This window comes from Pseudanabaena sp. FACHB-2040, assembly GCF_014696715.1.
Taxonomy (GTDB): Bacteria; Cyanobacteriota; Cyanobacteriia; order Phormidesmidales; family Phormidesmidaceae; genus JACVSF01.
This window is the reverse complement of record NZ_JACJQO010000028.1, coordinates 13,267-31,768: the sequence shown is the minus strand read 5'-3', so window position 1 is coordinate 31,768 and position 18,502 is coordinate 13,267. Positions and strand designations below refer to the sequence as shown.

The following is an 18,502-nucleotide window of genomic DNA, read 5'->3' as shown; positions in this document are numbered from 1 at the left end:
GACATGGGGGCTCTATCTCCTAGAAGGGGTTGAGATAGAGAGCCGCAAAAAAGCTCCCTATCACTGGTGGAGAAAGAGATAGAGAGCTGTGCGTAGAAAATATTTGGCTCAGCCGCCGGTGAACTATTGCACCTTTTTTGGCATCGCTGATAATATAGACGCACAACCCTATGGGCTACCTAACTGCTCGCCGGTCAAAGCTTTGAGTTAGGTTCCCGGCTATCTCGAATAGATACGAAGGTCAGTTGAAACCCTTGCTGCTAGTAACAGTGGGGGTTTTTGACCTTTTTAGGTTGCTTCACATCGACATCACCTCCTTTACGGTATTCAGTGAATTTTAGATCGATCTCTCCCGATCTCAACCATTTAGACCACTGCGAGATCTTGAGGGATAGCTTTTGCCAGAGCCAGTAGGCACTTCCTTTCTCACTTTTGTTCCTAAAACATCACTCCTGCTCCTCCCTACTCATAAGGGGGCAGTTGCCACGGCTTACCACCCATATCTCGGATTTGCTGCTCAAGCCGACCAACCTGCTCCCTCAATAGGTCAGGTTCAGCATAGGCTTCAGACAAGCGCTCAAGGCTGGCCTCCGTCTGCTGTAGTCGCTGAGCTAGTAAATCGTTGTACTCAGCCTCTGAACGCTGAACACCAAACGCGGCATCAAAGCGCCGCTCTAGCGTCTCACTACCCAGTGCCCTTAATAGGCTATATGCCTGCTTGTTACTCCTAAAGCATTGGTACAGCCAAAACTCCCAAGCAACTTCTAGAGGAAGGGCATTAATTCGCGTTCGGCTAGCGTCTATCGGCACAATTTCTTGTGGCGTGAAACCCCTTCCCCACAAAGCTTTGAAAGCCTTTGAGCGAAAAAAGTTTGTGGCGTTCTGTTGGCTAGTTCCAACCGCCGCCGCTGCGCTGGTTATGCTCATCCGATAGCTGCCATCGGGCATCTGGAAGCCCTCGACCTCAAGGGAGCCGATGGAGACAAGAGCACGTTGCGCTCTATCGCCGCTAGTCATGCTATCGAACCCTCACTAATCCGTCTTGTTCTGTGGCGTCGGAGTCGGAAACTTACCCTGTTCGATAGCGCTCTCAACCGCTTTCTCAATGAGATAAGCCGCCAAGTTAGCAGTAGGTCGCCCCTCATGGTCAGCCCACTTTTCTAAATTCTCTGCCACAGCATCTGGCAAGGTCACGTTAATCCGTTTACTCACGTTCCCATCATTAACGGGGTCGGTCATAAGTCTATCCTTCTCTATCGCATAAGAGGCGGTTTAAGTACAGCTTAGCCCCAATCACATCTTTACAGCATCTAATTAGATGGAAATATGATAGCGTTGGTTGAACGGAGCGAAACAGCAAAGGAACTAGGTTGGGACAGACCTCCGTTCCAAAACCCGTTCCACGCTGTTCCAAACCGTTCCACGTAGGTTCTCACAACGTTTTGAGGCGTTTCACTATGAGCATTTCGCTGCATCGCTTCTGTAAAACTCACGATTTGCCTAAAGCCAGCGTTCACCGTCGTGCACAAACTCTGGGATTAGACACTTCTGACGGCCTTGATGATGCGGCTCAAGCCAAGCTATTGAAGGAGTTCGGCAGAGTCGTTACCCCTCAGGTAACAGTCGAAGAGGGCAATCACTGTAGCGCCATGTCTCTCCAGGTGGGCTGCGCTCGCAGCAACCTAGAGCAGTTCCGCACCGACCGTATCCGTCAGGCCCTAGCGAATCCCCAGGAGTTCATCACCAGCCTCACTGGCTTTCTCGATCAGCTAGAGGAGGGCATGGGCCAAGCCGAAGCTCACCAGGAACAGGAACTCCTGCAGGTGCACCAGCTCAAGCGCCAGAGCCAGAAGCGCATCGAGCAGTTCCGCCGCCGCGCTGATGAGTACCGCATCAAAACTGACCTGCTAGCCAGTATCCAAAATGCTGAACTCGACGACCTCCAAGTCCTCGCGGAGGAAACTAACGCCCTGGGAAAGCCTGCTGTGCCGGGGCAGGGCTAGGCATCGCGCTCGCTCTTACTGCCCTCGGGCTCCTCAGCCTACTCTCTCTGCAATCTTTGAAAGCCCCTGTATCCACCGACCAAAGCGTTTCCAGGGGCCACACTCCCACCTTCTGAACTCGATAGGAGTCTCTCAATCATGCCGCAATTCGTCCTTCCACCGGGATGCAAACCCCGGCTCAAACACTTGGCCTTGGCCTATGCCCTGATGGCTCTTACTCTGGCTAGCTGTTCTTCTATCGTGGGCAGCAGCGCCCAGGCAGGCCAGCCTGAACCGCTCAGACCCTACGGCAGCGAGGGCAGCATGACTGCGGCACAGCTGTCCGTTCTCAAGGGCTTAGCCTGGCCCCAGCAGTATGGGGATATGGTCGGTACCTTTGGCTTTCCCTACTACCGCAGCGCTACTGCTGACTACTACCAGGTCAAGGGCACAGGCACACCCGCTTGGGTCGTGGTCTACTACAGAGACCGCACCGCTACCGGCTACGGCTTTGAAAACCCACCGGTGGCTGGAGGTGAGCTATGAAGCGGTGTCTTGCTCTCCCTGCTGCTCTGGTGGCGCTCGCTCTAGCTGGCTGTGAACCGAGTGAACTTAGATCAGTACCGATAGGCCTGCCGTCAGGTGGCAGCTTTGCGGCTCCTCGGGCTCCTACAGTGCCAGCTACACCGCTAGCCCCGCCAGTGCTGCTCTCTAGCCAGTACGACCCCAGCCAGTACGAAATCCATGGCGCTGTCATCGCTGATGGCTGCTACTCGATGCTGGAGCGCTTTCGGCGCGAAGGGCGACGGGTGCATCTGGTCGCGGTCGAGCGCAATGGGGCCAGCACGGGCGGCCATGTTCTCGAATGGATGTGTGTCTTTGCCGGGGAGGATGCGGATCCTGCGGCTACACCGTTTCAAGACGACCGCTTCCCCGCGAATGAGTACGATTATCCCTAACTAGGAGGCTTTCCATGCAGCTAACGCTCTTTCAGTACTGTCAGGAACAACAGCGAGAGCTCAATGAATTCCCGATTCGCCTTGCTTGGGCAGAAGCCCCACCTCAGCTCGGGCAGGCAATTGGTATGGGCCGCCAGCGCCGCTGGCAGGTGGTTCAGGTGCATTCTTTTACACCGACAGCAGAGGTTGCGATCGCAGCTGTGCATCTGGCGCTCATCGCTTTGCCCTCGGGCAGCAGCGATCAGGCCGACTGGGACTGCTGGCGCTACCGGCATCTGGTGCCGCAGGAGAACATCTATGTTCACCTCGAAGAGGTCGGTCTACCAGAGTTGGGCATCGGCTTTAACTGCTTGAACCAACCTCCTGCAGTGGGGCAGCAGCTTTTTGCAGCAGCAGCCACTGGAGAAGGAACCAAGCTGATGCCGAGGATGCGTCCCTGGCAGATCGAGCGCTATGACAGCTACCTGCCCTCCCAGGAGGGTTGCCCTTACACAGCGGTTCACCTGAACTGGTGCAGAGCCCTCTCACATGAGTTCGTGACGGCTTAACCCGGGACTAACTCTAGCAAGGCCCCAGTCTATAGTTGGACATCTCTGGTGCTTGGCTCTATCAGGTCTGCGTGCGCAGACCTGATAGAGCCAAGCACGGTGTGATTCAAGAGATATCGCAAGGGCCAAGCACTGCATTACGGCCTACCTTTTCTTCACTGCGACTAAGCGACACGAACAGCTGCAGTAGAAACCTTTTCAAGCTTTAAGGAAACTGAAGATACCTAACACGAAAGCACCTGCTCTAGAGCAGGACTAAGCGTGGTTTATTGCTGTGCCAAAACGGCAGGAGTTCACCGAACCTTCCTTCCACTTTGGAGAGCGCGTTAAGTGGAGCCAAAGGGATGAGGCTGGACAGCGCCTCTACTGTTCAGGCCACATCGTCGGCATGAGCTTTCAGGGCGATGAGCACTGGCATTACACGATCTGCCTAGACACTTCCCCAGAAACTGATTCTGAATTAACGATTCAAAGGGATGACCAGTTGAAGCTGGTCAAAGACTCTAGCTGCATTCGAGACCACTTCGCGCCTACCACTCATTGGCAGATGACTGAAGCTGCTGCTACACTTCTCAGCATCTCTGCAGAGCAACTGCGGCACCTGCGACGAAGCGGTCTCTTCAAGGCAAGTCACCACTACCGTGACACCAGCATTCCCGGTTACATCCAATTGTAGTAAGACTAAAATTTCGCTCCTGCAGTCATACTCCATTTCTTGGAGAACTAGAGCAAATCTCGTAGCCATCTCTCAATCACTTCAGAGCGAGAGATCCCATGTTGAATGGCCAAATCCTTCAGCTTTGTCTTAGCTAATGGTGTCAAGTTAATATACAGCTTCTCTTTTCGGGCCTCATAGTAAACAGGTTCTCCTCGTCGGCATGCCTTGCCTTTATGGGACGCCTTGCGGCTATATTCCGGAATGTCTTTCTTTTCATTCTTTTTCATGGGAGGGATCTTGGCACTTCTCCTACAGAATGCCAATTTTCTGAGGAGTTCGTTCATACGTATTAAGAGATTTCCCAATAAAAATTGAACTTATGCTCTCAAACCTAATTCTTTTAAGAGCTAAAGCTCCCTTTACGTGAGCTTTAGTTTGTACGTATAAGTAAATCTTTTAGCTGTTTATGACAGTCCTGTAGGACGTCCAATAGTTATATGACACTTTATATAAGACGCATTCCTAAAGTTGGTGTTAGTTAATTTGGTGTGAAAACCAGTATTTTTTCAACTACGTAATTTAATATTTAGACTATTTAACAATCGCTCTCCAGTAATTTTCACTTTCTCTTTGCTTATCTAGAAGCATCCTAATAAAATGTGAAATCTCCTAAAATGAAAGTGGCTTAGCATCAATATATAACTAGTCGTTTAGGATAATACTGTTGAAAATTAATCCCTCAGCATAGACAAGACGTTTTGTTGACTGCTACCTGTGTTCCAAGTTCTTCTGCTCCAATACTTGCCCTACTCTTTCCAGGCCTAAGCCTTACCCTGCCTAGGCTCTGAATCTTGGGCAGTAGCGCCATTCCCCTGATTCATCTCTCTCTCATTCAATTCATTATCAATGTAAGTGTTGTCGACAAAAACATTTCTACCCGGTCCAATAGGCTCCTTGCCGATATCGAGCCTTCCTTCATTTCTAGAGATTAGTCCACTTTTGAATAAGATCTCTACTACTTGAGCATCCTTGAGGGGATCTCTAGCCTGAGAACTACCCTGTGAGATTGAAAACCCTGGAGCAAAAAATTCAATCACCTCATGCTGCAAGTATTCAAACAGAATATCTGCCATAGGCTTAATTGCGAATCGAAAAGTCGAATTTTCAGCTGTCTCACTGGTGCTACGGTTGTCATGATCCATCAAGTTGAATAAACAAGCGAAAAATTAGTAGTTTTTGCTCACTAGTTTTTTTGTACTATATTTGATATGCTTATCACTTGTTGATACGTATAAACTAAATGAGCAAAATAACCAATAAGACGGATCCCACCAGTGCATCAGTCTTTGACGCTTATGATCGGTATGTGCAGGGGTTAAGGGCAAGTAATCCAAGTTCCAATGAGGACAGTATCCTCACTAGCCTGTTAGTGCGTCGTTTGATTCCTGTAATAGGTGGCCCTGTCCCAAAAGGGCAACGAGCGACACCGTTTGAGCAACAAGTTGCTCTCGATTATCTCAAGACAATTCCAGCGATCAAGTTGAAGGATGCTCCAATTTTGATTGAGCAAGCCTTTACACCTGAAGAAAAAGGTGGTCTCAGACGAGCTCGCTCAATTGTCAATCAGTTTTGTCAGCGCCTAGAAGAGTGGCGATATTTCCTTCCTGAGAAGGAAAAGAAACAAGTGCTAGAGGACAACCGTCATAAAATTGGCATGTTCCATAGTCCGGCTGGGCAGTCTAGAAAGGATTGGGGTGGCGCTAAGACTGGACGGCACCATGCCAACCGATATGGAAGGTCTAAGAAAGCACCCTATGCCTTGATGGCAATGAAAGCTGTTAACACAAGAGGAGACAAGAGGACAGAGCAGGTTTTCCCAGAAGATTACATCAATGACTTACTAGAAGCAGATCTTCAGGGCTTTCTTGGACACAGCAGTTCCAAGGCTGCAGGAACTATCACAAAGCAAACCTCAAAGATTAAGCAAATTTTAGGCTGGTTGCATCGCTATAAGGCTGTTCCCCTTGACCAATTACGGCTGTCTTCAATAATTACCTACTCAGAGGTTCTGGTTGATATTACAGATTTTCTTCCAGCTGGCTTTAGCTTTGAGTCGCTAGAAGATGTAGATGCTTGCGCTCCTGATCTTGCAAACAAAGTAGCTGTTAAAAAGATGATTCTTGATGCAAGTGCTGAGACGGCAGCCAGGGAAAATAGGTTGTTAACAGAGGATTTTTTAGGTTGGCTAGGACTCAAAGCAAAAAGCCAGATAGCTTATGTTGATGTTTTCCTCAGTATCGCTTGCTTCATCTATCGAAATGAACTTGCATCTTCAGCCTGTAGGGAGTCTCGCACGATACCAACAATTAGAGAGCTTCTTAACTTAAAAAGGTTACTAGAGAAGGAGGTTAATAATCATTCTGAATCTGTTCCCTTTCATCTCAAAAGCATTCCTTGGGAGGAGTGTATTCGAGTGGTTGAAGAGCTTCGCTTACGATATGAGGAAAAATACACTTATACAAAAGAGACTAGAGTAAAACATGGTACTGCTAAGAAAAAACGTACACCTTATGCTCTTGCAAGAGATTTACAGGATTTTCTCTCAATCGCTCTGATGGTTGTTATTCCACCTGATAGAAGCCGAACCTATTATGAGCTGGAATTAGGTCGTACCTTTGTTTTTGGTGCATTTGATGGTAGATCTTTTACTCCTGCTGCCCAACTAAAAAGACATTCAGATGCTAAATGGTACATCCATCTTGAAATGGAGGATTACAAAACAGGAAAACGGTATGGAACATACTGGGCTCCTATTCCGGATATTATGTTTGTTAATGGCGTGACCCTTTATGAATACATTGATGAGTGGTTGTCTTGGGGGCGCGAAAGCCACAAGCCTGTTAATCATAACTTCTTCTTTAGAGGCACTAGTGATGGAGGTTCTTTAAATCATTCTGACTGGAACATCAGAGTGACAACTCTCTTTGAACGGCATACAGGTGTTGCAGTTGCTCCTAAAGAACTGAGAAAGATCTATATTAGCTATCTTAAGTCTAGCCGGGCAACTCGTGCTGAACTGGAGGCAGCTAGTGTTGCACAGCATCATTCGCAAAAAATGCAGGATAGTGTCTATGACCAGCGGGAGCAGATGGATAAACTTCAACCGATCTATGATTTTAATGAAAGAGTCATAGATGCAATTTTCGAAGAGATGGATAATGCCAGAAGAGCCGATATCTCGAATACCCCCCAAATGAACACTACTGATCTGAGGTTAGAGTATAAGAAGCATTTAGATGAGACAGAGCAATGCTTTGATGTGATCAGATCTACGATTAACGAGGCTGCTAAGGGGAAAGATGTAACCCGTAAACAACCAAAAGCTCGTAAGTAATCACAACAATAGAAGCTTTGTTTTACTGTCTTGTGATGAGCCGTTTAAGAAATAGGGGTAGTGGTGTTTTTTAAAGATTGGAAAAAATTTATTTCCAGATCTGTTTAATCCTTGATTTAAAGGCCATTACCTCTTTCCTTAAGCCTAAACTCTTCTAGGGATTGTTTAAGTCGGGTAAGAAGGAACATGTCACCATGTCCCTCTTACCCGACTAATAGAATGACGATTATCAATCTGTGCTACATCAAGCACGAAAATGTTCTATAGGTCACCCCAAATTAATAGGGAGAAAAATTAGAGGAGTTCAAAGGGTAAATAAGCGAACCCTCCGAATAAACCACATGGAATTCGTAGCTTTAGATCAGTGGAACTTTTTGAAATGTCAAACACAACAGTAACCGTTTTAGTTACACCTGGCTGAATTTCTGACATAAGCATTTCAGCGGTCTGATCTCCTTTAGTTAACAATGCTAATTGAGCATCACTAGAGGAATTAAACTCTCTACCTTCTGAATCAATTAAATTCATCATGGAGAGAGATACTGACCGAGCTTTCTTCCCGTCGTTGTGGACATTGAAGCAAAGAATTATAAAGACACCATCAGCATAGGTTGTTTGAATAGGAGTATAGATACTTTCTGTTCTCTTGGTCTCTAAAACGATATGCAGAATGTCATTAATTTCAACACCCGCAACTAGACGATCTTCAATCTCTACAGGAAAGAGGTGTTTTTGTGACTCAATAAAAGCTTGGCGTTCTGCATAAAGCTGCTGGTAGTGGGCAATTTTACCCTGGGCTTCCTCATAAACTACTGAATCTGGCTGAATAGAATTTTCTAATAGGGAGATACCCTTAGTGTATCTGTGATTCTCGATATCCTGTTCTGCCTTCACTAGGCATGATTTATCTACTGAATTTCTATAGCTCTGCTGAGCCTCTGCCATGCTCTGCTTAATTTGCTCTCGTGACTCTGCCATGCTCTGCTTAAACTGCTGGCGTGCCTCAACTACAGCTTTTTCACCTTTTTCAAGAGCGTTGGTGAGAAATTCAGATGCTGCGAGCTCATCGACTTTTTTTGAAGCAACATCTAGCTTCTGCCGAGCCTGAGCCCAAGCGTTCTGAACTTTCTCATCTTCTTTGAATGTATCGACAGCCTGTAATGCCTGCTCTTTAAGGGACTTGAAGCGATCTGCAAATGACACCATAACGTTTACCTGTAGGGTTGGCACATGTCACCCCTAGTGTTCCCAGTGTCTTCTTAGGAGAACATGCATCGTGGTCAATTGGCATTTCAATTGCCTCTACGATCGCTGATACTTTCTCCAATACCTCTGGCATCCCATTAGTAGGCTGATTGTTAATACCTGGATGGAGCCTATGTCTCCTTGGCCTGTGCATAAAACCGGAGAAATTTTGACCGCTAAATGCCAGATGATCGTGGCAGTAGTCAGAGTCTCAAGAAGACCCTGACTTAAAGATGAATTTGGCATTTTGCAGTGAGTATAGTCACTGCAAAATTGACAGGGCCTTCTAGCCGGAACAGAGTAGGTTTTAGTCCAGATCGGCTATCCCTCTCTTTTATTCTGTTTTGCAGATTGTCTAGCTTTCTCGATGATGCTACGTATCTCTGCGTCTAGTGCAGCTTGTTCTTGTTCTAGCTTTGCCTTTTCCGCTCTCAAGCGTTTTGCACCCTCTGGGTTAAAGCGATCCCCAACATAATTAGCAGGATCTTCCTCTGGAAAATCTTGGAAGTATTCGTACATTTCGCCCATTGGTGCATCCTCTTCAGTATGTTCCCTTTATTTTTCCCTGTTGCAGGCCTAGATATTCGCTCACACTATAGGCGAGCAAATCGAGTAAGAGGGACATGGTGACGTATTCCCTCTTACTCGACTAGAACGGGTCTAGCGTTGACCCTTAACCCGGAGAATAGGTGCATTGAAACGGGGAATGGCTGACAAGCCGCTCCCTTTTGTTTGTGAATATTGCGTCATAAACCGCAAACCCTCCCCCACTGCCTTGCATATACTCGAAGGCAACGTGCCATTGAGCTTTGCACCTTGAGCCTGAAAGAGCTACAGATCCGAGATGAGTATCGTAGTGATCGCGACCACCTCATTCAAGATTTCTATATCCCCTGTTTAGAGCAGGCGTCGGGCTATAGCCGGGCAGTGGGATTTTTCTCTAGCTCATCGATGGCGGCGGTGGCCCAAGGGTTGACGGCGTTTGTCCGCTCCCAAGGGCAGATGCGGTTGGTGACGTCACCCAAGCTATCGAATGATGACGTTGAGGCAATCGCCCGAGGGCTACAAGGGCGTGACCAGATAATCGAGCGGGCGTTGCTGCGCGAGTTGGAACAAGACTTGGAGCAGGTGCTTAAAGACCGCTTGGCCTGTTTGGCTTGGCTGCTTTCCCAGGGTGTGCTCGACATCAAGCTGGCGGTACCCAAGAATACCCGCCATTGGGGCATTTACCATGAGAAACTGGGCGTTTTTGAGGATGGCGATCGTAACTACATCGCCTTTACGGGCTCAGCGAACGAGAGTTCGAGCGCTCTAATCGACAACTTTGAATGCTTGGATGTTTTCACTTCCTGGGATGAGCGGGTTCAAGATCGGGCACAGAAGAAGCGTGAAAACTTTCAGCGTCTCTGGGATGATGAGACGCCCAATGTTGAGATTCTAAGTTTTCCAGAAGCTGCGGCTAAGTCTCTGCTTCAGTTTTGTCCCCAGTCGGCACCGAGTTGGGAGCTAGGGCAGGGTAAATCCGTTAAGACCCACGACCCGTCTCAGGGCCAATACAGCGTTGAACCAGACTCAGGTAACGACCCTGGCCCAACGCCCACATTTCTTAAGGTCAGTCTCAGATCCCGGCAGATTGACGCCCTCCAGTCCTGGCAAAACGCCAATGGCAGAGGCATTCTGGCTATGGCCACGGGCACCGGTAAAACCATCACAGCGCTCGGGGCAGCCACGAGCCTGAAAAACCTAGAGCTGGTGGTTATTGCTGCACCTACCAATGAAATTGTGCAGCAGTGGGTCAGTGAACTTGAGTCTAGAACCAACTTTCATGCCCCTATTGTGGCCACTGGTCGAGCTGAGGCTTGGCGAGAGCCGTTATTTCGCAAACTGCGGCTGCTGAAGCATGGGCGATTCCCCCAGGAGAAGCAACCCATCATTGTTATAGGTTCCTATGGAGAGCTATCTAGAGAGGCTGCCCTTCAGCTCATTGACGATGTAGGTGGGCTGCCAGATCAGTCATTGCTGATTGGTGACGAAGTTCATGCGGCGGGGGCTGCTACCTTCAGACGGCTCTTGCGAGACGACTTTAGGTATCGTCTAGGCCTATCGGCAACGCCACTACGCCAGTACGACGAGGAAGGCACCGAAGTGGTCTTAGATTACTTCGGCGGCATCGTGTACGAGTTTCTGTTGGAGCAGGCGATAGCGGTGGGTATTCTCTGTGAGTATGAATATCACGTATACCTCGCCGAACTAACCCACGATGAGTACGACGCCTATAAGGAGCTGACTACGCAGATTGGTCGTTTGCTCAGCAGCGATGGTGCGGATGACAAAGAGAAAGCTAAGCGCTTGGCTATTCAGCGGGCCAACATTCTCAAGTCTGCCGCGTCAAAATTGACCGTCTTGGAAGACATTATTCAGAAACATTCCCCCAAAAGAAGCATGGTCTACTGCGCAGATATTGATCAGGCGACTGAGGCTAGTCAATTGCTGGTGCACCGAGGGGTTCGAGCGGTGCGCTACTCTTCAGATGATGGGAACCGGAGAGGGTTGCTGGCTGAGTTTGCTAGTGGGCGGTTAGATGCCCTAGTGGCGATCAAATGCCTCGATGAAGGGGTAGATGTTCCAGACACTGACCTGGCGATTATCCTAGCTAGTGATGCTTCTGAGCGCCAATTTGTGCAGCGTCGAGGCCGGGTCTTGCGGGCGTCTGCTGGAAAAGCCTTTGCCACGGTCGTAGATGTGTTGGTGGTTCCTCCCTCCACAGGGTCAGCTACCAGCGTGCTGAAAAACGAGGTACGTCGGTTTATTGAGTTTGCCAAGTCGGCGCGTAACCGCATGGTGGCGGTGACTCGACTGGTTCACAAGCTTGAACCTTACGGCATTACCCATTCTGATTTACTTTGAGGTGCTCATGGATCCAACACTTAGCCAAAAAATCCAAGAACTGTCTAGCAAGTATGAGATCCCTGAGGCAATGCTTAGAGGGGCTATTGAACTTGAGAAAGATAAAGTAGTGCTCAAGAATCGTCGGCTAGCCCCTAAGTTGCTGGATATGGTTGAGCGCTATGCGCTTCTCTACCCTGGAGTTACCTCACAGGAGGAAGAGTAATGGTATTTGAACTGCGAAGTATTCGATTACAGAACTGGCGTTGCTATCAGAATGAGCACATTAAATTTGCTCCTAATCTTGACCAGAAGAAAATTTGGATTGTCTTCGGCAATAATGGTTTTGGCAAGACATCGTTGCTAGATGGAATTCAGTGGTGCCTGTATGGTAGCTCTGGAGTACCTACCGCCAATTTAAGAGATTATTTTAACCGGGTTGCTCTAAAAAGCAACCCAGACCTAGAACTCTCAGTACAACTTACCTTTGAGCGAGATGGCAGCATTCACGAAATCAGCCGTCATGCTAGGCGACTTGTAAAAGGAACGGCAATTTCTGCTCAGGTCAGTGAAGCGCACTATCGCATTGACGGCATAGAGCAAGGAGATTCTAGGGAGAGGATTGAAAACCTTCTGCCAGAAGCCTGTAGCCAGTTCTTTTTCTTTGATGGCTTAGAAATAAAACGCTACGCACAATCTTTTTATAATCAACAAACGCAGGAGTCGATTGAGCGTACCCTTGGGCTACCAGAGCTAAGGAATCTTAGAGATGATGCTGCGAAAGTTGTTAGCCTGCTAGACGACAAACTGAGTAACTTAGCTTCTGATGATAAAGAGCTTCAATCCCTGAGCAATCAAATTGACGATAAGCAGGAAGAAATAACAACTATAGAAGAACAACTACTCATTTACAGGGAAGATCATCAGGCTGCTTTACAGACTCTGGAGTCTCTTCAGCTAGAGGCAAGCCAAATTGAGGCCCTTGAATCGAAAATGAAGGAGATCAGCCGACTGGAACGTGAGGCATCCAGACTCCGAGAAGACATCGATATCCGTGAAGACCAGATTGAAGAGGCTTTAAGACAATCTCCAATTCCTCTACTAACCGGCCTTATTCGAGAGGTCGCAGATGAGATGCAGCGGAGTTCTGTTACGGAAGCACGTCGTGCTGGATCCGCTTCACAACTCAAATCTCTCCTCAATGCTGAAGTATGCTTCTGTGGTCGCTCTATGGATGATCATGCCCGTGAGCATATCCAAAGAGAGATTGAGAAAAGTAATTTGTCGGGCAGTGCTGGCATAGAAGCAATCAGGCAGGATAACTTAAGGCTAGAGCTAGAAAATCTTGCGAATTTCAAGTTTCCTAATCTCGAAGATCTTTGCCTAGATCGGGATAGGTTGCGGGATGAACTAGAAGAGGTTAGACAGTCCATCGCTAGATTGAAAGGAGAAACAGGCGACCTTGACTTAGACAGGTCTAAGGAGGTCTGGCGAAAGGTTGTCGAAGCTGAATACATTGTTAAGGAGAGAAAGACCGCAATCGAGCGAAATAGCGAAACTCTCGAACAACTTCAAAAAGAGGAAGAACAACTTCGTCGTCAGCGAGAGAAGTATGTGAGTCGCCAAAGTGAGAGCGAGACACTGGTGAGACAGTCACAACTGGCACGAGGGTTACATTATGCAGCTAAAGATTTGATTGAATGGCGCATAGAAGAACGCAAGGCTACTATTGAGCGCATAACTTCTCAGATTCATCGGAGCGTTACAAACAAGCCAGATGAATATGTAGGAGTTGTCATCAAATCAGATTACTCCCTTGGACTAAAGAATGCTGCGGGTGATGTGCTCAACCCAGAGACGTTGAGTGCAGGTGAGAAAGAGGCGCTTGCTTTCTCTTTTATTACCGGGCTAAATCTGGCGTCGGGTACAGCCGCTCCATTTGTGATGGATACTCCCTTTGGACATTTAGATATTGCCCATCAAGAGAACTTGGTCGCTTCTCTGCCTGATTTGCCATCTCAGGTTATCGTTTTAGCTACAGATAGAGATTTTCCACCGGAGTTACTCAAGAATATCCGTAGTGAGGTCGCAGAAATTTTGGAAATTCAGCGACTTAGTGCTACTGAAGATGCCTCGACTGTGAGGGCAGCCGCATGATGAGACTCAATAAAAAACAAAAATTTCGCCCTAGTTCCGAAGCTAAAGCTTTCCTTCAATATTTAAAGGAACGAGCAGTATTTGGGAGGCAGATTGATGCATATGCATTTGCTGCTGCTTACGCCATGAGAAATAACTTGAATATTTCTGATATTTCTTTAACGGGAAGAAGCGATATGGAAGAAGTTGGAACATTGGACGAGGAGGTTTGTTTAGCCTTAGAGGCAGGTATTCATGCGATCTATAAGAAAAACAACCAACCTAAACCGCAAGATCCCCAGTCACTTATGGATTCAATAACAAGATATGCAGAGGTTGGTTTAAAGAACTTACAGGAACAGTGGTCGGGTAAAACTTCAATTCAAATACAGGACAATATTCAAAAAATGATTACTTAGGAAGAAAGTTGTTTTTTGATGATTGCTAAAGCCTGATTTGATATAAAAACTAAACCTAAAAATCAAGAGAAAGCAAATTCGTGCCAGAACCAAACATAAAAATTCAAGACATTGAGAAGTATTATAAAGTTTTCTCAGTGGAAACTGTTTCTCAAGCCCCAAAGGCAACTGGACTATATGCCTGGTATGCTGGCTTAAATGCAGGGATAAAAGACTGGGAATTAGATGTTGTTGATGGCGTTGATGCTGGCACAGACCGATTGAGAAAGCTTTTGTTTCGCCACACAGATTGCTACTCCTTCCGAGAATTAGAGACTAAAGCCCTAGGATCCTTTTCCCAAACTTGGGCGGGACAGTTGCAAGATCAAACTGCTGATATTCTCCGAAATGCTTTAGCCAAGCCAGATGAAATTAAAGAAAGTGATACTTATGATCTGAAGCGGGCACCAAAGCTTCAGTCTACTCTTGAATCAAGAAATGCCCGATCATTAATGGTAAAAGCTTTAGAAACTGCCATTCCGGTGTTAAGCGCTCCAATTTATGTTGGTGTTGCCGATTGTTTGAAGACACGTTTATCTAAGCATGTCAAAGAAATTACTGCACTTGCCAATACAGCCATTAAAGATCCGAATAGTCGTCAAAGATTGAGGAAAGAAAAAAAGACAAATTTTGCCCTTAGGACAGCGGCAGCAGGGTTTACTCCCGAAAATCTTCAAGTTTGGACCTTCAATCTCGAACTCTTAGTGGAGGATATAGGAGGTAAAGATCAAGATCCGCGAGTCGTCTCAGAAGCAGTAGAGTGGGTTCTTAATCGCTGGCATCGTCCATACCTTGGGAGGCGTTAGGTAATGTTTGGTAGTGGCTCGAGAATTAATTATCAGCATAATGTTGAAGGTACTTGGGGTCAATTTATTACTCCAGCAGGTGAAGTTCAATTTTTACTCACAAAAGCACGTTTGGGACATGGCGGGATTGATAATGAACGCCGCTTGACATCCCAGCTGCGTCCAGTTCGTGAAGTTTTAGACTCAGAAAAACTAAACTTTAATCAATTGCTTCAGCGAGATTTAGATGATCATAGAGTAGCTACCCAATTAATTTCTTATTTGTTAGAACCTGAGGTCACCGGACCAGCATTTTTTCCTCCAATTATGACCGTTCTTCTACCCTTTTCTGCAGAACGCCCAATAGACTTTTTCCCACAAATTGACTTTTCTGGCACAGTCGAGGATGAGCAATTAAAGGGACTTCACTGGATAGAAAAACGAGCCGAAAATGCTTACCGGATCCGCCAAATGGCTTATCCACAAGGTGATTTACATGAGATTAAGCTTGGTCAACTTTCCTGGAATGATGAAGCTGCTAAGTTAGTTGTTTTGGATGGCCAACACCGTGCTATGGCCTTAATCGCTATTGATAGGACTATAAACAGTACATGGGATCAAAATAGTGGCACTAGGTTCCGTCACTTCTATGAACATCGCATACAAAACATACTGGACAATGCCAAAAATCAAGGACAGGAAATTGATCTAAGTCGCATAGAAATTCCTGTTACAGTCTGTTGGTTTCCTAGTGGCAGTGAAGCTTCTAGAAATCCTCACGGCGCAGCAAGAAAGCTGTTTGTAGATGTCAACAAAGAGGCAAGACAGCCCAGTGAAGCAAGGTTAATTTTATTATCTGATGCTGAACTGCTTAACGTTTTCACAAGATGCTTGCTTAACCGACTACGCGAAGATAATCCCCCATTGCCTCTGTACGCAATCGAGTATGACAATCCAGATGACAGTTTTACACAACCTGTACGCTGGAGTGCTATGGCGAACCTAGGTATGCTTAAGCGGGCGATTGAGCATACGGTTTTCTGTCAGTTGAAGTATCGACAACAGATGGATCATCGCTTTGGGGGAAGACCCAACGAGTATGAGATGAATACTCGAATGCGCCATGAATTAGACCTAGGTTCAGTTTTCCCTTCCATCATTGAAGAAGACAATATTGAGCTAGTTGCTATTGGGAACAAGAATTTTCCGCAGTCAGGGCTAGATATAATCCGATCTCAGTTCATGAAAGGATGGGGAACAGCTATACTCCATCTATTTGGGAATTTATCACCTTACAAAGCACATGCTTTCGCTTTACAAAAGCTAAAGGAAGATTGGTTGACAGACGATGCCATCTCTTCCCTCGCATCTGATGCAATATTTGTAGGAGTGGGAATGTATTGGACATTGAGGGAGTCAGATGAACATTGGCGAAAAGAAGTTGCCCGCTTAAGAATTGATCGTTTCTCTGTACCACCAAAGCCAGACATTGTGAAAGCATGGGAAAGTATTGAGAGCAAGAATCAAGATTTTCAAGCATATCGAGCAAATTTCTATCTCGGGAAGGCAACAGCTGACTCAGTTAAGGAAACTAATTCTGCCTTTGAAATGATGAATACTCAGGCTTGCCAGTTAGGCGCTTGTTTAATGTTGTCAGCACTGGCAGATGCTGCGAATGCAAAAATGGAACAAGTAGTTGACTTAGCAATAAAAGTCACTGATGCATTAAATGCCGCTTTTAATAAAAACGTCACTCAAAGCAGAAGCCGCCGCCTCATCTTTGATCGTAAACAAACCAATCCTTTAAATCGTTTGCCAAGACTTGATCCTTCACAGTCGATATATTTTCGATATTTTTGGCTGGAGTTATTATCCACGGCTGAAGCAAAAGAAGTTTTAGGCACGCAGATTTCTGAAATTGCACAATCTTTTCGAGATGTTGCTAGAAGCGCTTATTTGGATTTCGTAGTAGCAGAACAAGCAAAAGCTTTAAGGAGATCTAATCCAACTTGGAATGATTCCCAGTTGAAAGAAGAAGCCGAAGAAATTGAAATAAAAGCTTTACGGAAAGCAATGAAACATTGGAGCCTTACTGATTCCGATGAATTTGACCAATGGAGCCAGACGCGCACCTCCAATTCAACTATTCAAAAGATACAGGTAACAGAAGAAGTCGATGAGGTCGATGGCTCTCTTGAACCTGAACTTGTAGCCGGGGAAGGATCATTAGACGATGTGATCGAATCTCTAGAGTCTGATGATTGACTTAATTAAATCCAGACAGGCTCTAGCATAGAGCTGTATGTAATTATTGACATACAGTATGTAATTCTGTGGTAATTTATTCGGGAAAGTCTTGGGCTAGTTCTATGGCTCTCCCATTCGAGTATCTGTTCCCGGCCATCAGAGGCATTCAGGCGGGGCATGAGTATTACGTCTCCATGTGCCCAGTGCGCCTAATACCCAGGCTGTTCTCGTTCGACGACGAGGAGATCCCGGCTGAGATGAGGTCTCAGCGGGTTCTAAACAAGCAGCGGGTGCCCGAAATTACCCGATACATCATCGACAACCCTAAAGACTACGTTTTCTCGGCGATTACGGTTTCGGTCAACGCCAACGTAGCCTTTGAATCCCTAGCAGGAGAAGACATTGGCCAAATCAAAATCCCCATGGATGCCCGGTTTGTCATCAATGATGGCCAGCACCGACGGGCAGCTTTTGAGCAGGCATTAAAAGAGAACCCCGATTTGGGAGACGAGACCATTGCTGTGGTGTTTTTTCTAGACCTCGGCCTAAGGCGATCGCAGCAGATGTTCACCGACCTCAACCGCTATGCATCTCGCCCAGATGCCTCGCTCAATATCCTGTACGACTCTAGAGATAAGAAAGCGATTCTCTCTAAGGAAGTCGTCAAGAGAGTGCCCATCTTCAACAAGCTGACTGATGCAGAGCGCAGTAATCTGCCGGTGCGCTCCAGCAAACTCTTCACACTGAGTGCCATCTACAGCGCCACTCATCACCTGCTGGTCAATCACAGAGACGCTGACCTAGAAGAAAAAATCAACTTAGGAGCCCGTTTTTGGGATGCCGTTAGCCAAAACATACTCGATTGGCACCAGGTCTTAGCAAAGGAAGTCAGCGCTGGCGAGATTCGCCGTGAGTACGTTCACAGCCATGGAGTCACGCTGTCAGGCATTGGTGGGGCAGGCGCTGCCTTAATTTCCATTTACCCTGACGGCGACTGGCCAGAACTGCTGCGCGGGCTCCGCAAAATCGACTGGCTTCGTTCTAACCGTGATTGGGAGGGGCGTATCATGGTTGCCGGAAGATTGTCTAAATCTACAACTAGCATTAACTTCATGACAGCCTACGTTAAGAAGGCTCTGGGCTTGCCTCTAACCGCCGAAGAGGAAAAGCTAGAGCGAGTCTACGTACTAGCAGGGAGATAACC

19 protein-coding genes are annotated in these 18,502 nt (G+C 46.9%); 13 read left to right on the top strand and 6 right to left on the bottom strand.

The window, feature by feature from the left end; all coding sequences use genetic code 11:
- Positions 1-462: 462 nt before the first annotated feature.
- Both H6G13_RS26340 and H6G13_RS26335 read right to left on the bottom strand, forming a co-directional pair.
- Positions 463-1,017 carry a hypothetical protein gene (locus H6G13_RS26340; protein WP_190488515.1) on the bottom strand — a complete coding sequence of 185 codons (555 nt, stop codon included), beginning with the start codon at positions 1,015-1,017 and terminating at the stop codon, positions 463-465.
- 15 nt (positions 1,018-1,032) lie between these two features.
- Positions 1,033-1,239 carry a hypothetical protein gene (locus H6G13_RS26335; protein ID WP_199306912.1) on the bottom strand — a complete coding sequence of 69 codons (207 nt, stop codon included), beginning with the start codon at positions 1,237-1,239 and terminating at the stop codon, positions 1,033-1,035.
- 218 nt (positions 1,240-1,457) lie between these two features.
- On the opposite strand from H6G13_RS26335, the gene H6G13_RS26330 reads away from it, so the two are divergent.
- The 5 genes from H6G13_RS26330 to H6G13_RS26310 all read left to right on the top strand — a co-directional run bounded on the left by H6G13_RS26330 (position 1,458) and on the right by H6G13_RS26310 (position 4,165).
- Positions 1,458-2,003 carry a hypothetical protein gene (locus tag H6G13_RS26330; protein ID WP_190488513.1) on the top strand — a complete coding sequence of 182 codons (546 nt, stop codon included), beginning with the start codon at positions 1,458-1,460 and terminating at the stop codon, positions 2,001-2,003.
- Between the two features lie 138 nt (positions 2,004-2,141).
- Positions 2,142-2,528 carry a hypothetical protein gene (locus H6G13_RS26325; protein WP_190488512.1) on the top strand — a complete coding sequence of 129 codons (387 nt, stop codon included), beginning with the start codon at positions 2,142-2,144 and terminating at the stop codon, positions 2,526-2,528.
- Positions 2,525-2,941 (top strand): hypothetical protein, encoded by a 417-nt coding sequence (locus H6G13_RS26320; RefSeq protein WP_190488511.1) that lies wholly within the window; start codon positions 2,525-2,527, stop codon positions 2,939-2,941. The genes H6G13_RS26325 and H6G13_RS26320 overlap by 4 nt, the downstream gene beginning before the upstream one ends.
- A gap of 14 nt (positions 2,942-2,955) precedes the next feature.
- Positions 2,956-3,489, top strand: a complete 534-nt coding sequence (locus tag H6G13_RS26315) for a hypothetical protein (RefSeq protein WP_190488510.1) — start codon at positions 2,956-2,958, stop codon at positions 3,487-3,489.
- A gap of 274 nt (positions 3,490-3,763) precedes the next feature.
- Positions 3,764-4,165, top strand: coding sequence for a hypothetical protein (locus tag H6G13_RS26310; protein ID WP_190488509.1), 402 nt, complete (start codon positions 3,764-3,766; stop codon positions 4,163-4,165).
- A gap of 47 nt (positions 4,166-4,212) precedes the next feature.
- On the opposite strand, the gene H6G13_RS26305 is transcribed toward H6G13_RS26310, so the two are convergent.
- Positions 4,213-4,434: a hypothetical protein gene (locus H6G13_RS26305; RefSeq protein ID WP_190488508.1), complete on the bottom strand. Its 222-nt coding sequence runs from the start codon at positions 4,432-4,434 to the stop codon at positions 4,213-4,215.
- A 534-nt stretch (positions 4,435-4,968) separates the two neighbouring features.
- The gene (locus tag H6G13_RS26300; protein ID WP_190488507.1) at positions 4,969-5,280 is read right to left on the bottom strand and encodes a hypothetical protein; all 312 of its coding nucleotides are present in this window, start codon (positions 5,278-5,280) and stop codon (positions 4,969-4,971) included.
- A gap of 167 nt (positions 5,281-5,447) precedes the next feature.
- Here H6G13_RS26300 and H6G13_RS26295 point away from each other — a divergent pair, with 167 nt between their 5' ends.
- Positions 5,448-7,541, top strand: coding sequence for a hypothetical protein (locus H6G13_RS26295; protein WP_190488506.1), 2,094 nt, complete (start codon positions 5,448-5,450; stop codon positions 7,539-7,541).
- A gap of 294 nt (positions 7,542-7,835) precedes the next feature.
- On the opposite strand, the gene H6G13_RS26290 is transcribed toward H6G13_RS26295, so the two are convergent.
- Together H6G13_RS26290 and H6G13_RS26285 are read right to left on the bottom strand one after the other, a co-directional pair.
- Positions 7,836-8,747 (bottom strand): DUF4352 domain-containing protein, encoded by a 912-nt coding sequence (locus H6G13_RS26290; RefSeq protein WP_190488505.1) that lies wholly within the window; start codon positions 8,745-8,747, stop codon positions 7,836-7,838.
- 360 nt (positions 8,748-9,107) lie between these two features.
- Positions 9,108-9,314 (bottom strand): hypothetical protein, encoded by a 207-nt coding sequence (locus tag H6G13_RS26285; RefSeq protein ID WP_190488504.1) that lies wholly within the window; start codon positions 9,312-9,314, stop codon positions 9,108-9,110.
- A 288-nt stretch (positions 9,315-9,602) separates the two neighbouring features.
- Here H6G13_RS26285 and H6G13_RS26280 point away from each other — a divergent pair, with 288 nt between their 5' ends.
- The 7 genes from H6G13_RS26280 (at position 9,603) to dndB (ending at position 18,500) form a co-directional block, all read left to right on the top strand.
- Complete coding sequence (locus tag H6G13_RS26280; protein ID WP_190488502.1) at positions 9,603-11,693, top strand: DEAD/DEAH box helicase family protein; 2,091 nt, start codon at positions 9,603-9,605, stop codon at positions 11,691-11,693.
- A gap of 7 nt (positions 11,694-11,700) precedes the next feature.
- On the top strand, positions 11,701-11,898 hold the full coding sequence (locus H6G13_RS26275) for a hypothetical protein (RefSeq protein WP_190488500.1): 198 nt from the start codon (positions 11,701-11,703) through the stop codon (positions 11,896-11,898).
- Entirely contained in the window at positions 11,898-13,829 is a 1,932-nt protein-coding gene (locus H6G13_RS26270; protein WP_190488497.1) for an AAA family ATPase, read from the top strand. The genes H6G13_RS26275 and H6G13_RS26270 overlap by 1 nt, the downstream gene beginning before the upstream one ends.
- Positions 13,826-14,227 (top strand): hypothetical protein, encoded by a 402-nt coding sequence (locus H6G13_RS26265; protein ID WP_242028548.1) that lies wholly within the window; start codon positions 13,826-13,828, stop codon positions 14,225-14,227. The genes H6G13_RS26270 and H6G13_RS26265 overlap by 4 nt, the downstream gene beginning before the upstream one ends.
- An 80-nt stretch (positions 14,228-14,307) precedes the next feature.
- Positions 14,308-15,072 carry a hypothetical protein gene (locus H6G13_RS26260; RefSeq protein WP_190488495.1) on the top strand — a complete coding sequence of 255 codons (765 nt, stop codon included), beginning with the start codon at positions 14,308-14,310 and terminating at the stop codon, positions 15,070-15,072.
- A gap of 3 nt (positions 15,073-15,075) precedes the next feature.
- The gene (locus H6G13_RS26255; protein ID WP_190488493.1) at positions 15,076-17,316 is read left to right on the top strand and encodes a DNA sulfur modification protein DndB; all 2,241 of its coding nucleotides are present in this window, start codon (positions 15,076-15,078) and stop codon (positions 17,314-17,316) included.
- Between the two features lie 104 nt (positions 17,317-17,420).
- Positions 17,421-18,500, top strand: a complete 1,080-nt coding sequence (gene dndB / locus H6G13_RS26250; protein WP_190488491.1) for a DNA sulfur modification protein DndB — start codon at positions 17,421-17,423, stop codon at positions 18,498-18,500.
- Positions 18,501-18,502 lie beyond the last annotated feature (2 nt).

Coding starts and splice junctions, on each gene's coding strand:
- H6G13_RS26340 (WP_190488515.1), bottom strand. CDS start 1,017: ATGACTAGCGGCGATAGAGCGCAACGTGCTCTTGTCTCCATCGGCTCC.
- H6G13_RS26335 (WP_199306912.1), bottom strand. CDS start 1,239: ATGACCGACCCCGTTAATGATGGGAACGTGAGTAAACGGATTAACGTG.
- H6G13_RS26330 (WP_190488513.1), top strand. CDS start 1,458: ATGAGCATTTCGCTGCATCGCTTCTGTAAAACTCACGATTTGCCTAAA.
- H6G13_RS26325 (WP_190488512.1), top strand. CDS start 2,142: ATGCCGCAATTCGTCCTTCCACCGGGATGCAAACCCCGGCTCAAACAC.
- H6G13_RS26320 (WP_190488511.1), top strand. CDS start 2,525: ATGAAGCGGTGTCTTGCTCTCCCTGCTGCTCTGGTGGCGCTCGCTCTA.
- H6G13_RS26315 (WP_190488510.1), top strand. CDS start 2,956: ATGCAGCTAACGCTCTTTCAGTACTGTCAGGAACAACAGCGAGAGCTC.
- H6G13_RS26305 (WP_190488508.1), bottom strand. CDS start 4,434: ATGAAAAAGAATGAAAAGAAAGACATTCCGGAATATAGCCGCAAGGCG.
- H6G13_RS26300 (WP_190488507.1), bottom strand. CDS start 5,280: ATGGCAGATATTCTGTTTGAATACTTGCAGCATGAGGTGATTGAATTT.
- H6G13_RS26295 (WP_190488506.1), top strand. CDS start 5,448: ATGAGCAAAATAACCAATAAGACGGATCCCACCAGTGCATCAGTCTTT.
- H6G13_RS26290 (WP_190488505.1), bottom strand. CDS start 8,747: ATGGTGTCATTTGCAGATCGCTTCAAGTCCCTTAAAGAGCAGGCATTA.
- H6G13_RS26285 (WP_190488504.1), bottom strand. CDS start 9,314: ATGGGCGAAATGTACGAATACTTCCAAGATTTTCCAGAGGAAGATCCT.
- H6G13_RS26275 (WP_190488500.1), top strand. CDS start 11,701: ATGGATCCAACACTTAGCCAAAAAATCCAAGAACTGTCTAGCAAGTAT.
- H6G13_RS26270 (WP_190488497.1), top strand. CDS start 11,898: ATGGTATTTGAACTGCGAAGTATTCGATTACAGAACTGGCGTTGCTAT.
- H6G13_RS26265 (WP_242028548.1), top strand. CDS start 13,826: ATGATGAGACTCAATAAAAAACAAAAATTTCGCCCTAGTTCCGAAGCT.
- H6G13_RS26255 (WP_190488493.1), top strand. CDS start 15,076: ATGTTTGGTAGTGGCTCGAGAATTAATTATCAGCATAATGTTGAAGGT.
- dndB (WP_190488491.1), top strand. CDS start 17,421: ATGGCTCTCCCATTCGAGTATCTGTTCCCGGCCATCAGAGGCATTCAG.